Genomic DNA, 13,178 nt, shown 5'->3' with positions numbered 1-13,178 from the left:
CCGGCGCCGGCGCGGGCGCCCGGGCGGGCCGTGGGTGCCCGCCCCCCGCCGTGCCCCCGTTGTCCGGGGGGGGCCCCCGGCCCCGGGGGGGGGGGGCCCCCCCCCCCCGGGGGCCCCCCCCGACGCATGCCTCCTCGTGCCGGGACGGGTGCCCCCTTCGCGTTCCCCGCGGGTGCTGACGGCCGTGGTGTGTCGTAACGTCCCGATATGACCAACGCTGCGCCGCCACGCAAGTCGCCCGACAAGCCCTGGCGCACCGAGGGCGCCCCGGAGGAGCCGCCGAAGCCGCCGTCGGGCGTACGACGGCTGCGCGGCGGCTGGTGGAGCCTGATCCTCGCCGCGCTGGTCGTCTTCCTGATCGCGCTGCTCGTGCTGTCGCTCTACAACAAGGGCGACGAACCGACGATCTCCTACACAGAGTTCAGCAAGCAGGTCGACGCCGGCAACGTCAGCAAGATCTATGCCAAGGGCGACGCGATCCAGGGGCAGCTCAGGAAGGAGCGGGACAATCCGCAGGGCGGAGGCGGGTACACCAAGTTCCGCACCGAGCGGCCGACCTTCGCGGACGACCCGCTCTGGGACCACCTGACCGAGCACGACGTCACCGTCACCGCCGAGCCGGTCGTCCGCCAGCGCAGCCTTCTCGCCAATCTGCTGATCGCGCTCGCCCCGATGGTGCTGCTCGTCGCCGTGTGGGTGTTCATCGCCCGGCGGATGCGCTCGGGCTTCGGCGGGGCGGGCGGCATGCTGGGCCGCAAGGCGCCGCCCCGGCCCGTCGAGCTGGAGCCGGGGCAGGAACGGACGACCTTCGACGACGTGGCCGGCATCGACGAGGTCGCGGGCGAGCTGAGCGATGTCGTCGACTTCCTGAAGAACCCCGACGCCTACCGCAGGATGGGCGCCAAGATGCCCCGCGGCGTGCTGCTCGCCGGCCCGCCCGGCACCGGCAAGACGCTGCTCGCGCGGGCGGTGGCCGGGGAGGCGGGGGTGCCGTTCTTCTCCGCGTCGGCGTCCGAGTTCATCGAGATGATCGTGGGCGTCGGCGCCTCCCGGGTGCGGGAGCTGTTCGCGGAGGCCCGCAAGGTGGCCCCGTCGATCATCTTCATCGACGAGATCGACACCATCGGGCGGGCCCGCGGCGGCGGCTCGGCCATGGGCGGTCACGACGAGCGCGAGCAGACCCTCAACCAGATCCTCACCGAGATGGACGGCTTCTCCGGCTCCGAGGGCGTGATCGTCCTCGCCGCCACCAACCGCGCCGACGTCCTGGACCCGGCCCTCACCCGGCCGGGCCGCTTCGACCGGATCGTCAACGTCTCGCCCCCCGACCGCGGCGGCCGTGAGGCGATCCTCGCGATCCACACCCGGGAGATCCCGCTCGCCCGGGACGTCGACCTCGCCCAGGTGGCCCGTACGACCCCGGGCATGACCGGCGCCGAGCTGGCCAACCTCGCCAACGAGGCGGCGCTGCTCGCCGTCAGACGGGGGCAGGACCAGGTGACCCGGAGCGACCTGTCGGAGGCCCTGGAAAAGGTGCAGCTCGGCGCGGAACGCTCCCTGGTGATGCCCGAGGAGGAGCGGCGCAGGACGGCGTACCACGAGAGCGGGCACGCCCTGCTGGGGATGCTCCAGCCCGGCGCCGACCCGGTCCGCAAGATCACCATCGTGCCGCGCGGCCGCGCCCTCGGCGTGACCCTGTCGACGCCGGACGCCGACCGGTACGCGTACACGGAGGAATACCTGCGCGGCCGGATCATCGGCGCGCTCGGCGGCATGGCGGCCGAGCACGTCGTCTACGACATGATCACGACCGGTTCCGAGAACGACCTGGAACAGGTCACCACCATCGTGCGCGGCATGGTCGGCCGCTGGGGCATGAGCGAGCGCGTCGGCCGCATGTCGGCCCTGCCCGGCGACGCCCAGCAGGCCTACGGGCTCTCCGCCGCACCGCAGACCCTCGACGCCATCGACGACGAGATGCGGCGCGTCGTCGACGAGTGCTACGAGGAGGCCTGCCGCAAACTCCGCGACCACCGAGGCCAGTTGGACGCCCTCGCCCGGGCGCTGCTGGAGAACGAGACGCTGGACGAGGCGGACGCGTACCGCATCGCGGGCATCACCAGGCTGACCAAGGACACCGAGACATAGCACCCGCGGCACGAGAGTCCGGCGTGTCCTGCGGACCCGGGGTTGCAGGGGCCCCGGGGTTGCAGGAGACCTGGGGTCTCAGGAGACCCGGGGGCTCAGGGGACCCGGGCGATCAGGTACCGGAAGACGTTCGGCATCCACACCGTGCCGTCCGCCCGCCGGTGGGGGTGGAGCGCCTCGGTCACCTCCTTGTCCACCTGTGCCTGGTCCGTCGCGGAGATCGCCGCGTCGAACAGGCCCGTGGACAACAGGCCCTTGAGGGCGCTGTCCACGCCCGCGTACCCGAACGGGCAGGCCACCCGGCCGGAGCCGTCGGGCCGGAGGCCGGCCCGCTGGGCGACCTCCTCCAGGTCGTCGCGCAGCGCCGGGCGCCAACTCCCCGCCGCCCGCAGCGGATCGGCCAGCCTGGTGGCGACCCGCAACACGGACGAGGTCGCGCAGCGCTCCGGCGGACCCCAGCCCACCAGCACCACGGGCGCCCCGCGCGCGGCCAGCGGTGTGGCGGCCGCGAGCAGTTCGCCGAGCCCCTCGGAGTCGCCCGCGAGGCATCCGATGGGCTCGAAGGCGGTCACCAGGTTGTACGCGGGCGTCTCCGCGTCGGCAGCGTCGGCCGCGTCGCGGGGGGAGCCGTCCACGAGGCGCGTGCCGCCCCTGGCGAGCCTGCCGTCCCCCGCGCGCGTGCCGTCCGCCTCCGGAGTCAGCCGCTGCCGGGCGAGGGCCAGCCGCTCCGGGGCCCGGGCCTCGACGCCGGTGAGGACCGCGCCTCTGGAGGCCGCCATCAGCAGGGCCAGCCCGGAACCGCAGCCGAGGCCCAGGAGACGGGTGCCGGGCCCCACTCCCAGTCGCTCGTAGACGGCCTCGTAGAGCGGAACCAGCATCCGCTCCTGGATCTCGGACCAGTCACGCGCGCGTGCACCGTGGTCGATGCGGGGCGCGGGCCCCGCATGAAGCAGGTGCTCCCGCACGAGCGTAGGTGTCATGGATAAGCGCCCCAATCCGCCGAGAGTTTGCCGCAGTACCCGTTCAGGTGGCCCCCGTCAGTGCGCCCGCACTCCCTCCCGTATGCCAGGTAACTCCCCACCCGACCCCGCGTCCAGAGGTTGCGGAGGCCCGCTTGCGCGCCGTCCGCGCGTGTGGCGGGATTTCACATTCCGGCAACGTGGACCCGTACCCTCGCGCCATGGCGAAGGCACCCGTTCTCACCCCGCGGGCGGACGACTTGCCCCGCTGGTACCGGGACCTGATCGCCAAGGCGGAACCGGCCGACAACGGACCGGTGCGCGGCACCATGGTGATCCGGCCCCGTACGGGTACGGGCTGGGGGAGCGGATGCAGGCGGAGACGGACCCCCGGATCAAGGAGACGGGCACCCGGAACGCATACTTCCCGCTGCTGATCACGCAGTCCTCCCTCGCGCGCGAGGCCGACCACGTCGAGGGCCTCGCGCCCGAGCCGGCCGTGGTGACCCACGGCGGGGCAAGGAGCTGGAGGAGCCCGCGGCCGTCCGGCCCACCTCCGAGACGATCGTCAACGAGTACTTCGCGAAGTGGGTGCAGAGCCACCGCGACCTGCCGCTGCTCATCAACCAGTGGGCCGACGTGGTGCGCTTGGAGCTGCGGCCCGGCTGTTCCTGCGCACCACGGAGTTCCTGTGGCAGGAGGGCCACACCGCGCACGCGATGTAAGAGGACGCCCGCGACTTCGCCGCGCGTGTCCACCGCCGGGTCCACGAGGACCTCATGGTGAACGTCCTCGTCCTGGACGTGGTGCCCGGCCCGCATTCCCTGGGCCACCCTCGGCGAGGACGGTGAGAACGCGCCGGCCGAGCACGCGGCGACCGTACGGTGTCCGGTCGCCGAGGACGGGCCGGTGCCCGGGACCGAGGACGCGCCCGGTAACGTCGCCGTTGTCGCGCGCGCCCACTGAGTCGACGCCCTCCGCCCCGAGAGCGACCGAAACGTCTCTTGCGCCTCAGCCGGACACTCTCTCCTCGGTCGTGGACATGGCCGGAGGTGAGGGACGTACGTGGGGCTACGCACCGGCTTGGTAGGAGCTGTGAGGCTTCTCCGCAGATCAGCGCACCCGCCCTCGTCAGGACGCATCAGTGGCAACTGACGGGTACGTGCAAATTATTTGGGATGCCCCGGAATCGGAACACAGCGGCACCCCCGCTCGTTGTCATTACGTGAGCACGACACAGACACCACCTGTTCTCGCCGCAGAGCTGGCACAGGCGTGGGCCGACATTCAGCGGTACCACCCCGAGCTGCCGGACCTTGCCGCGCCAGAGTCACTGATCGGGGAGTCGTCGTCCGCCTGCGGTCACGAGCTCTCCTTCGAGCGACTGCTTCATGAGGCAGTCCATGGCATCGCCGCCGCCCGCGGGGTCCGCGACACCTCCCGCGCCGGCCGCTACCACAACCGCCGGTTCCTCGCGATCGCCGAGGAACTGGGCCTGGACCACCCCGAGGAACCGCATCCCAGCAGCGGCTTCTCGCTGGTGGTCCTCAATCCCGAGGCCAAGCGGCGCTACCGCCCGACGATCGAGCGCCTCCAGCGGGCCCTCAAGGCCCACGTGGCCGCCACCACCGCCGAGACGACCCGTGCCTTCCGCGGCCCGGCCGCCCGGCACGGCTCCTCCGGTGGCGGCGTCCGCGTCAAGGCCGTCTGCGACTGCGGACGCAACGTCCGGGTCGTTCCGTCGGTCCTGGCCCAGGCCCCGATCGTGTGCGGCGGCTGCGGCAAGCCGTTCCGCATCCCGGAGGTCATGGGCGCGGCGTAACCGCGGGCACGGACGCACCGGCATCTCGTGGCTGCCGGTTCGACGGACGGTGCGGGGAGCCGTCACCCGACGGCACCCCGCACCCGCGGCACGGGCACCCGGCGTACGGCCGCAGTACGGCCGCCGTGGCGCCGGGTGCTCCTGCGGCATGCCCCGGCGCACCCGCGGCTCAGGAGGGCCCGCGGCGTGTGGCACAATGGTCAGCTGTACTCGACAGCCGCACAGGACCCCTCTCTCCTCCGGCTGACGCGTCCATCGGGCACTCGGGTACCGCAACCCCACGCGGCAATCTCGCCGTGCCCAAACACGTCAATCCAGGAGAACTCACTCCCGTGGCAGTCAAGATCAAGCTGAAGCGTCTGGGCAAGATCCGTGCGCCTCACTACCGCATCGTCGTCGCCGACTCCCGTACCCGTCGTGACGGTCGTGCGATCGAGGAGATCGGCAAGTACCACCCGACCTACCACCCGTCGGTCATCGAGGTCGACGCCGACCGCGTGGCCTACTGGCTGGGTGTCGGCGCGCAGCCGACCGAGCCCGTGCTCGCCATCCTGAAGAAGACCGGCGACTGGCAGAAGTTCAAGGGCGAGCCCGCCCCGGCTCCGCTGCTCGTCGCCGAGCCGAAGAAGGCGCGCCCGTCGTTCGAGGCCCTCGGTGGCGACGACACGGGCAAGGGTGAGGCCATCACCCAGAAGAAGAAGGCTGAGAAGAAGGACGAGGCCGCGGCTGAGTCCGAGTCGACCGAGGCCTGAGCAGCATGCTCGAAGAGGCGCTTGAGCACCTCGTGAAGGGCATCGTCGACAACCCCGACGACGTGCAGGTCGCCTCGCGCGACCTGCGCCGCGGGCGGGTGCTCGAGGTCCGGGTCCACCCGGACGACCTCGGCAAGGTGATCGGCCGCAACGGCCGCACCGCACGCGCCCTGCGCACCGTCGTGGGCGCCATCGGCGGCCGCGGTGTCCGCGTCGACCTCGTCGACGTCGACCACGTCCGCTGACGCATCAGCAGCACCGGCTCGGGCCGGGGAGGGCCACTGGGCCGTCCCCGGCCCGCAGTCGTTACGGCGGGCGCGCACGAGCGCCAGGCATGACACGCGTGACAGGTACGACAGGTACGACAGGTACGACAGGAGATCTTCGACAGTGCAGCTCGTAGTCGCACGGATCGGCCGCGCCCACGGCATCAAGGGCGAGGTCACCGTGGAGGTCCGCACCGACGAGCCGGAACTGCGGCTCGCCCCCGGCGCCGTACTGGCAACGGATCCCGCCGCCAAGGGTCCGCTCACGATCGAGACCGGCCGGGTGCACAGCGGCCGTCTCCTCCTGCGCTTCGAGGGGGTCGCCGACCGCACGGCGGCCGAGGCCCTGCGCAACGTCCTCCTGATCGCCGAGGTGGACCCCCGGGAGCTCCCCGAGGAGGAGGACGAGTACTACGACCACCAGCTCATGGACCTGGACGTGGTGACGAAGGACGGCGTCGAGGTCGGCCGCATCACGGAGATCTCCCACCTGCCCTCCCAGGACCTCTTCATCGTCGAGCGGGCCGACGGGAGCGAGGTGATGATCCCCTTCGTCGAGGCGATCGTCGTCGAGATCGACCTGGAGGAGCAGCGGGCGGTCATCGACCCGCCCCCCGGCCTGATCGACGACCGCGCCGAGATCGCCTCCGCACGCGACGAGGACGAGACCGCCTCCGCACGGGACGAGAAGACGCGAGAGAACACCGACGGGACCGGGGACGGCTCCTGATGCGCCTCGACGTCGTCACGATCTTCCCCGAGTACCTCGACCCGCTGAACGTCTCCCTGGTCGGCAAGGCACGCGCGCGTGGACAACTGGACGTCCAGGTGCACGACCTGCGGCAGTGGACGTACGACCGCCACAACACCGTCGACGACACCCCCTACGGCGGCGGCCCCGGCATGGTCATGAAGACCGAGCCGTGGGGCGACGCCCTCGACGCCGTCCTCGCCGACGGCTACGAGCGGGGCGCGCACACCCCCGCGCTCGTCGTCCCCACCCCGAGCGGCCGGCCCTTCACCCAGGAACTCGCCGTCGAACTCTCCGAGCGGCCCTGGCTGATCTTCACCCCGGCCCGCTACGAGGGCATCGACCGGCGCGTCATCGACGAGTACGCCACCCGGATCCCCGTCTACGAGGTCTCCATCGGCGACTACGTCCTGGCGGGCGGCGAGGCGGCCGTCCTGGTCGTCACGGAGGCCGTGGCCAGGCTGCTCCCCGGGGTGCTGGGCAACGCCGAGTCCCACCGCGACGACTCCTTCGCGCCCGGCGCCATGGCCTCCCTCCTGGAAGGCCCCGTCTACACCAAGCCGCCCGCCTGGCGCGGCCGGGAGATCCCCGAGGTGCTGCTCAGCGGCCACCACGGAAAGATCGCGCGCTGGCGCCGCGACGAGGCCCTGCGCCGCACGACGGCCAACCGGCCCGACCTGATCGAACGCTGCGAGCCCCGCGCCTTCGACAAGAAGGACCGCGAGATGCTCTCCATCCTGGGCTGGTCACCCGACCCCGAGGGCGAGCCGTACGGCCGATTTTGGCGCAGGACCGACGGCGTGGAACAATAGGTCGCTGTTGTGCGCAGTCCGGCGTGCGCCCCTGCCACGGGGGGACACGACGCCCGCCCCGACGCGCACCACCCCCCTTCAGAACTCCTAGTTTCCGTTGATGACCTGTGGCATCAACGAGGAAAGCAGACGAAATGTCTCACCTGCTCGACACCGTCGACTCCGCGTCGCTGCGCAGCGACGTCCCGGCCTTCCGCCCGGGTGACACCGTCAACGTCCACGTCCGCGTCATCGAGGGCAACCGCTCCCGTGTGCAGCAGTTCAAGGGCGTAGTCATCCGCCGCCAGGGCGCCGGTGTCCGCGAGACCTTCACGGTCCGCAAGGTCTCCTTCTCCGTCGGCGTCGAGCGCACCTTCCCGGTGCACACCCCGATCGTCGAGAAGATCGAGCTGGTCACCCGCGGTGACGTGCGCCGCGCCAAGCTCTACTACCTCCGTGAGCTGCGCGGCAAGGCCGCGAAGATCAAGGAGAAGCGCGACAACTGAGCGCCTTCAGGAGTTCATGACGGGGCTGGATAGCATCTGGCTCCGATGGACACCGAAGCTCAGCCGACGGAGCGCGACCGCTCCTCCCGCCCTTCCGATCCCGGAGCGATCCCGGACCCGGAGGGACCGGAGGACCGGTCGCGTTTCGCGTTCGTGGCACGGATCACGGAGTGGCTGCCGGGCGGCCGGATCAGTCTCACGCTGTCGATCTGCCTGCTGTTCCTGCTGCTCCTCAACCTCTTCGTGGTGAAACCGTTCCAGATTCCCAGCGGATCCATGGAGAACGGATTGAGGATCGGCGACCGTGTGCTCGTAAATAGGTTGGCGTACCGTTTCGGTGCCGAGCCGCGACGCGGGGACATCGTCGTGTTCGACGGCACCGGGTACTTCGGGCACGCCGACTACATCAAGCGCGTTGTGGGTGTGGGGGGAGACCACGTGGTCTGCTGCGACAAGGAGGGGAGGATCCAGGTGAACGGCCGGTCGGTCGACGAGTCCACGTTCCTGTATCCGGGCGACAGCCCGTCCACGGTGCCCTTCGACGTGGCTGTGCCCCAGGGCACCCTGTTCGTCCTCGGCGACCACCGCAGCGACTCCCGCGACTCCCGCGACCATCTCGGCTCGCCGGGCGGCGGCATGGTCCCCGTGGACGTGGTGATCGGCCGTGCCGACTGGATCGCCTGGCCCTTCGCCCACCTCACCCGCCTGCACCGCCCGAGCGGCTACGCGCGTGTGCCGGAGGCGAGCACCGACCCGCACCCGGCGGGCGCCCGTGGGTAACCGCGGCAAGCCCCGCGGCGCGTCCGACAGCGCTGCGGACAACCTCCTGCCCACCGGTGTCCGGCGCGCCGCCGGTCCGGCCGGCGGCCGCACGCGCGCGGAGCGGCGCAAGCTCCAGCGCAAGGTCAAGCGCAAGCGCAGGCGCAGCGCAGTCCGGGAGATCCCGCTGCTCGTCGGGGTCGCCGTCCTGATAGCGCTCGTCCTGAAGACGTTCCTGGTACAGGCCTTCGTGATTCCGTCCGGCTCCATGGAGCAGACGATCCAGATCGGCGACCGTGTCCTGGTCGACAAGTTCACCCCGTGGTTCGGCTCCAAGCCGCAGCGCGGGGACGTCGTCGTCTTCAAGGACCCCGGCGGCTGGCTGCAGGACGAGCAGACCACCACGAAGAAGGACGACCCCGTCGTCGTCAAGCAGATCAAGGAAGGGCTCACCTTCATCGGTCTGCTGCCGTCCGACGACGAGAAGGACCTCATCAAGCGGGTCGTCGGCGTGGGCGGCGACCACGTCCAGTGCTGTGACGCGCAGGGGCGGGTCACCGTCAACGGCGTTCCCCTGAACGAGGGGGACTACCTCCATCCCGCCAACGCGCCCTCGCTCACGCCCTTCGACATCACCGTCCCCGAGGGCCGCCTGTGGGTGATGGGCGACCACCGGGAGAACTCCGCGGACTCCCGGTCCCACCAGGACACATACGGCGGCACGGTGTCCGAGGACGGGGTGGTGGGGCGCGCCATGGTGATCGCCTGGCCGCTCGGCCACTGGAACTCCCTCAAGGAACCGCAAACCTTTTCCTCCGTGACCGACTCGGTGTCCGGGGCGACCGCGCAGTCCGACGGGTCGCATAGGGTTGCCTCCGACGATCCGAACGGAACGATCAGACTCCCGAGCCCTGCGGAACTCCCGCTCGTTATGGGAGTGGTGGGCCTGCGCCGTATATGGGGCAGGCAGCGGCACAGAGTGAGGAGTTGGCGTGGGGGATGTGGCGGTTGGCGCACGGTCCGGGCACGACGGCGAGGAGCACCGCGGACACCCCGTGGACGAGGCCGGCCCGGCCGCGGACGGCGCTGTGACCTCCGGGAGTGACTTTCCGGCGGCCGGGGACGACGGGCCCGGGGACGGGCAGCCCCCCGTGACGGGACAGGGCTCCGGTGACGGGGCCCCCAGGGCGAAGAAGCCGCGCTCGTTCTGGAAGGAACTGCCGATCCTGATCGGCATCGCGCTCGTCCTCGCGCTGCTGATCAAGACGTTCCTGGTGCAGGCGTTCTCGATCCCCTCCGACTCCATGCAGAACACCCTCCAGGAGGGCGACCGCGTCCTGGTCGACAAGCTCACCCCGTGGTTCGGCTCCGAGCCCGAGCGCGGCGAGGTCGTCGTCTTCCACGACCCGGACGCCTGGCTCGCGGGCGAGCCCACCGCCGAGCCGAACGCGATCCAGACCTTCCTCAGCTGGATCGGCCTGATGCCGTCGGTGGAGGAGAAGGACCTGATCAAGCGGGTGATCGGGGTCGGCGGCGACACCGTCTCCTGCAACAAGACCGGCCCGCTGAGGGTCAACGGCAAGGCGCTGAACGAGCCGTACGTGTACCCGGGCAACACCCCGTGCAGCATGGACGACCAGGGCGGGCAGTTCACGGTGAAGGTCCCCAAGGGCTTCATCTGGGTGATGGGCGACCACCGCCAGAACTCGCGCGACTCCCGCTACAACCAGTCCGACAAGAACCACGGCATGGTCCCCGTCGACCAGGTCGTCGGGCGTGCCATCGTCAAGGCCTGGCCGATCAACCGCTGGGGCACGCTGCCGGTGCCGGACACCTTCGACCAGCAGGGTCTCCAGGCCGGCCCGGCGGCCTCGGCCGCCCTCACCGCCGCCCCGCAGAGCGTCGCGCTGGCCGGTGTCGTCCCGGTGGCCCTCTGGCGCCGTCGGCGCGCCGAGACGGCCGGGACCCGCTGATCCGGCCGGGACCTGCTTCGGCCTGGCACCCGCTGATCCGGCCGGCGCCTGCTTCCGGCCGGCGCCTGCTTCCGGCCGGCGCCTGCTTCCGGCCGGCGCCTGCTTCCGCCCGGGACGCGCTGATCCGGCCGGGACCCGCCGGGGCGGCCGGGCCCCTGATCTGCCGGGGTGCCGCTGATCCGCCCGGCAAACCCTTTCCCAAGCCCCGGCCCCGGCCGGGGACGAGGGGCTGACCCGGACTCGTACCGCCGGGTAGGGTGCCGATCCATGGGTGGCGAGAGCACGACACGTACGGTCCCGCACGGCGGCGGTGGCACCAGCAGTGGTCCGGTGGGCGGGCGGACCGGACACGTGCTGTCCGGTGTGGCCGTCGCGCTGGGCCTCGCGCTGTTCCTCGGCGGATTCGGCTGGGCGGCGCTCATCTACCGGCCGTACACCGTGCCCACCAGCTCCATGTCCCCGACCATCGCCGCCGGGGACCGGGTCCTCGCCCAGGTCGTGGACGGTGACGAGGTGCGCCGCGGGGACGTCGTCGTCTTCACCGACAAGACGTGGGCGAGCAACGCGCCCGTCGTCAAGCGGGTCGTCGCGGTCGGCGGCGACACCGTCTCCTGCTGCACCGACGGCAAGCTGACCGTCAACGGCAAGCAGATCGAGGAACCGTACCTGCCCGAGGGCAGCCTCGCCGAGATCACGGACTTCCCGACCGTGAAGGTCCCCGACGGCCGCCTCTTCCTGCTCGGCGACGAACGCCAGGGCTCCCTGGACTCCACCGCCCACCTCACCGACGCCGCCAGCGGCACGGTGTCCCGCGGATCCGTCAAGGCCCGCGTGGACGCCGTCGTATGGCCCATGGACGGCATGCTCAAGCGCCCCACCGGCTTCGAGGCGTTGGGCACGCTCTCCGAGCCGGGGCCGCTGCGCACGATCGGCCGGCTGATCGTGGCCGGCGCGGTGCTCGTCCTCGGCGGCGGCGCCTACGGCCCGATCGCCAAGCGTGCCGCCCGGGGCCGCGCCGACACCCGTCCGGAGCCCGCCGGTGTCCGCTGAGACGACCGACGCGGGCGTCGACCCGTACGAGGACGGACTGCGCAGGGTCGCCAGGGTGGTGCTGCTCGACCCCGCGGACCGCATCCTGCTGCTGCACGGCCATGAGCCGGACAACCCGGCCGACGACTGGTGGTTCACGCCCGGCGGTGGCGTGGAGGGCGACGAGACCCGTGAAGAGGCCGCGCTGCGGGAACTCGCCGAGGAGACCGGCATCACCGACGTCGAGCTCGGCCCGGTGCTGTGGCGGCGGAGGTGCTCCTTCCCGTTCGCGGGCCGCCGCTGGAACCAGGACGAGTGGTACTACCTGGCCCGTACGGCCGATACGTCCGGGGTGGAGCCCCGGGCGACGGCCCTCACCGAACTGGAGCGGCGGAGCGTCTCCGGAGCACGCTGGTGGACGTGTCGGGAACTGACCCGGGCACATGAGACGGTGTATCCGACCAGGCTCGCAGGGCTGCTGAGCAAACTGCTCGACGAAGGTCCCCCGGCCCGGCCCGTAACCCTTGACACGGAAATCGTCTAGCGGCTCTCGGGACTGGCGCACAATGGGGGGATCGCACGGCTGAAGGGGAACATGCCATGAGCGCCGAGGACCTCGAGAAGTACGAGACCGAGATGGAGCTGAAGCTCTACCGGGAGTACCGCGACGTCGTCGGTCTGTTCAAATACGTGATCGAGACCGAGCGGCGTTTCTACCTGACCAACGACTACGAGATGCAGGTGCACTCGGTCCAGGGTGAGGTGTTCTTCGAGGTGTCGATGGCGGACGCCTGGGTGTGGGACATGTACCGGCCGGCCCGGTTCGTGAAGCAGGTGCGAGTGCTCACGTTCAAGGACGTGAACATCGAGGAGCTGAACAAGAGCGACCTGGAGCTTCCGGGCGGATGACCGCCGCTTCCGCCGGAGCTCCCGGGCCGATGCCCTTAGCTTCCGCGGGTGGCGGAGTTGTCCACAGCCGCCGAGTTGTGCACCAAGATCCTTCCGGCTTCCGCTGATGCGTGAACGTTGGCGCCGGAGGTGGTGCCGACATGAAGACGGATCTGGCACGAGGGGCACTCGGCAGGTACGGCGAGGACCTGGCCGCGCGGCGGCTGGCAGAGGCCGGGATGACGGTCCTGGAGCGCAACTGGCGCTGCGGCAGGACCGGTGAGATCGACATCGTCGCGCGGGACGGCGAGGTGCTGGTCGTCTGCGAGGTCAAGACCCGCCGGGGCGGTGGATTCCAGCACCCCATGGCCGGGGTGACGCCCGAGAAGGCGGAGCGGCTGCGCGGGCTCGCCGAGCGATGGATCCAGACGCACGGAGGAGCCCCGCCGGGCGGCGTCCGCATCGACCTGGTCGGCGTCCTCCTGCCCCGCCGCGGGGCCGCCCTCGTCGAGCACGCGCGGGGGGTGGCCTGAG

General features: G+C 71.3%; 15 protein-coding genes and 1 pseudogene. 15 read left to right on the top strand and 1 reads right to left on the bottom strand.

The genetic code is table 11. The annotated features are described in order from the left end of the window. Positions 1-207 precede the first annotated feature (207 nt). On the top strand, positions 208-2,148 hold the full coding sequence (gene ftsH / locus ACIP5W_RS31470; RefSeq protein ID WP_401480740.1) for an ATP-dependent zinc metalloprotease FtsH: 1,941 nt from the start codon (positions 208-210) through the stop codon (positions 2,146-2,148). A 95-nt stretch (positions 2,149-2,243) separates the two neighbouring features. Here the strand turns inward: ftsH and ACIP5W_RS31465 are convergent, their stop codons facing one another. Next, positions 2,244-3,128, bottom strand: a complete 885-nt coding sequence (locus ACIP5W_RS31465) for an SAM-dependent methyltransferase (RefSeq protein WP_401480738.1) — start codon at positions 3,126-3,128, stop codon at positions 2,244-2,246. Positions 3,129-3,328: 200 nt separating this feature from the next. On the opposite strand from ACIP5W_RS31465, the pseudogene ACIP5W_RS31460 reads away from it, so the two are divergent. The 14 genes and pseudogenes from ACIP5W_RS31460 to ACIP5W_RS31395 all read left to right on the top strand — a co-directional run. Further along, a pseudogene (locus tag ACIP5W_RS31460) lies at positions 3,329-3,922 on the top strand (proline--tRNA ligase); the annotation flags it as partial. Positions 3,923-4,332: 410 nt separating this feature from the next. Continuing rightward, entirely contained in the window at positions 4,333-4,929 is a 597-nt protein-coding gene (locus tag ACIP5W_RS31455; protein ID WP_392240295.1) for a hypothetical protein, read from the top strand. Positions 4,930-5,261: 332 nt separating this feature from the next. Further along, entirely contained in the window at positions 5,262-5,681 is a 420-nt protein-coding gene (rpsP, locus tag ACIP5W_RS31450; protein ID WP_401480736.1) for a 30S ribosomal protein S16, read from the top strand. A 5-nt stretch (positions 5,682-5,686) separates the two neighbouring features. Continuing rightward, positions 5,687-5,926 carry an RNA-binding protein gene (locus ACIP5W_RS31445; RefSeq protein WP_005479813.1) on the top strand — a complete coding sequence of 80 codons (240 nt, stop codon included), beginning with the start codon at positions 5,687-5,689 and terminating at the stop codon, positions 5,924-5,926. A 145-nt stretch (positions 5,927-6,071) separates the two neighbouring features. After that, the gene (gene rimM, locus ACIP5W_RS31440; protein ID WP_401480734.1) at positions 6,072-6,677 is read left to right on the top strand and encodes a ribosome maturation factor RimM; all 606 of its coding nucleotides are present in this window, start codon (positions 6,072-6,074) and stop codon (positions 6,675-6,677) included. Further along, entirely contained in the window at positions 6,677-7,510 is an 834-nt protein-coding gene (gene trmD, locus ACIP5W_RS31435; protein WP_401480732.1) for a tRNA (guanosine(37)-N1)-methyltransferase TrmD, read from the top strand. The genes rimM and trmD overlap by 1 nt, the downstream gene beginning before the upstream one ends. Positions 7,511-7,644: 134 nt before the next feature. Then, entirely contained in the window at positions 7,645-7,995 is a 351-nt protein-coding gene (gene rplS, locus ACIP5W_RS31430; protein WP_010353847.1) for a 50S ribosomal protein L19, read from the top strand. A 45-nt stretch (positions 7,996-8,040) separates the two neighbouring features. Then, a complete protein-coding gene (gene lepB / locus ACIP5W_RS31425) occupies positions 8,041-8,775 on the top strand; it encodes a signal peptidase I (protein ID WP_401480730.1) in 735 nt (244 codons plus the stop codon). After that, on the top strand, positions 8,768-9,859 hold the full coding sequence (gene lepB / locus ACIP5W_RS31420) for a signal peptidase I (protein WP_401480728.1): 1,092 nt from the start codon (positions 8,768-8,770) through the stop codon (positions 9,857-9,859). Before lepB (ACIP5W_RS31425) ends, lepB (ACIP5W_RS31420) begins: the two co-directional genes overlap by 8 nt. Next, a complete protein-coding gene (gene lepB / locus ACIP5W_RS31415) occupies positions 9,747-10,727 on the top strand; it encodes a signal peptidase I (RefSeq protein ID WP_401480726.1) in 981 nt (326 codons plus the stop codon). The genes lepB (ACIP5W_RS31420) and lepB (ACIP5W_RS31415) overlap by 113 nt, the downstream gene beginning before the upstream one ends. Before the next feature lie 267 nt (positions 10,728-10,994). Then, complete coding sequence (lepB, locus tag ACIP5W_RS31410; RefSeq protein WP_401480724.1) at positions 10,995-11,777, top strand: signal peptidase I; 783 nt, start codon at positions 10,995-10,997, stop codon at positions 11,775-11,777. Beyond that, entirely contained in the window at positions 11,767-12,300 is a 534-nt protein-coding gene (locus ACIP5W_RS31405) for an NUDIX hydrolase (RefSeq protein ID WP_401480723.1), read from the top strand. The genes lepB (ACIP5W_RS31410) and ACIP5W_RS31405 overlap by 11 nt, the downstream gene beginning before the upstream one ends. A gap of 56 nt (positions 12,301-12,356) precedes the next feature. Beyond that, positions 12,357-12,665 (top strand): DUF2469 domain-containing protein, encoded by a 309-nt coding sequence (locus ACIP5W_RS31400; protein WP_003965949.1) that lies wholly within the window; start codon positions 12,357-12,359, stop codon positions 12,663-12,665. Positions 12,666-12,775: 110 nt separating this feature from the next. Further along, positions 12,776-13,177 carry a YraN family protein gene (locus ACIP5W_RS31395; RefSeq protein ID WP_401480721.1) on the top strand — a complete coding sequence of 134 codons (402 nt, stop codon included), beginning with the start codon at positions 12,776-12,778 and terminating at the stop codon, positions 13,175-13,177. Position 13,178 lies beyond the last annotated feature (1 nt).

It is taken from the genome of Streptomyces sp. NPDC088766 (assembly GCF_044750845.1).
Classification (GTDB): domain Bacteria; phylum Actinomycetota; class Actinomycetes; order Streptomycetales; family Streptomycetaceae; genus Streptomyces.
Note: the sequence above shows the minus strand (reverse complement) of the source record. Positions and strands in the feature narration are given on the sequence as shown.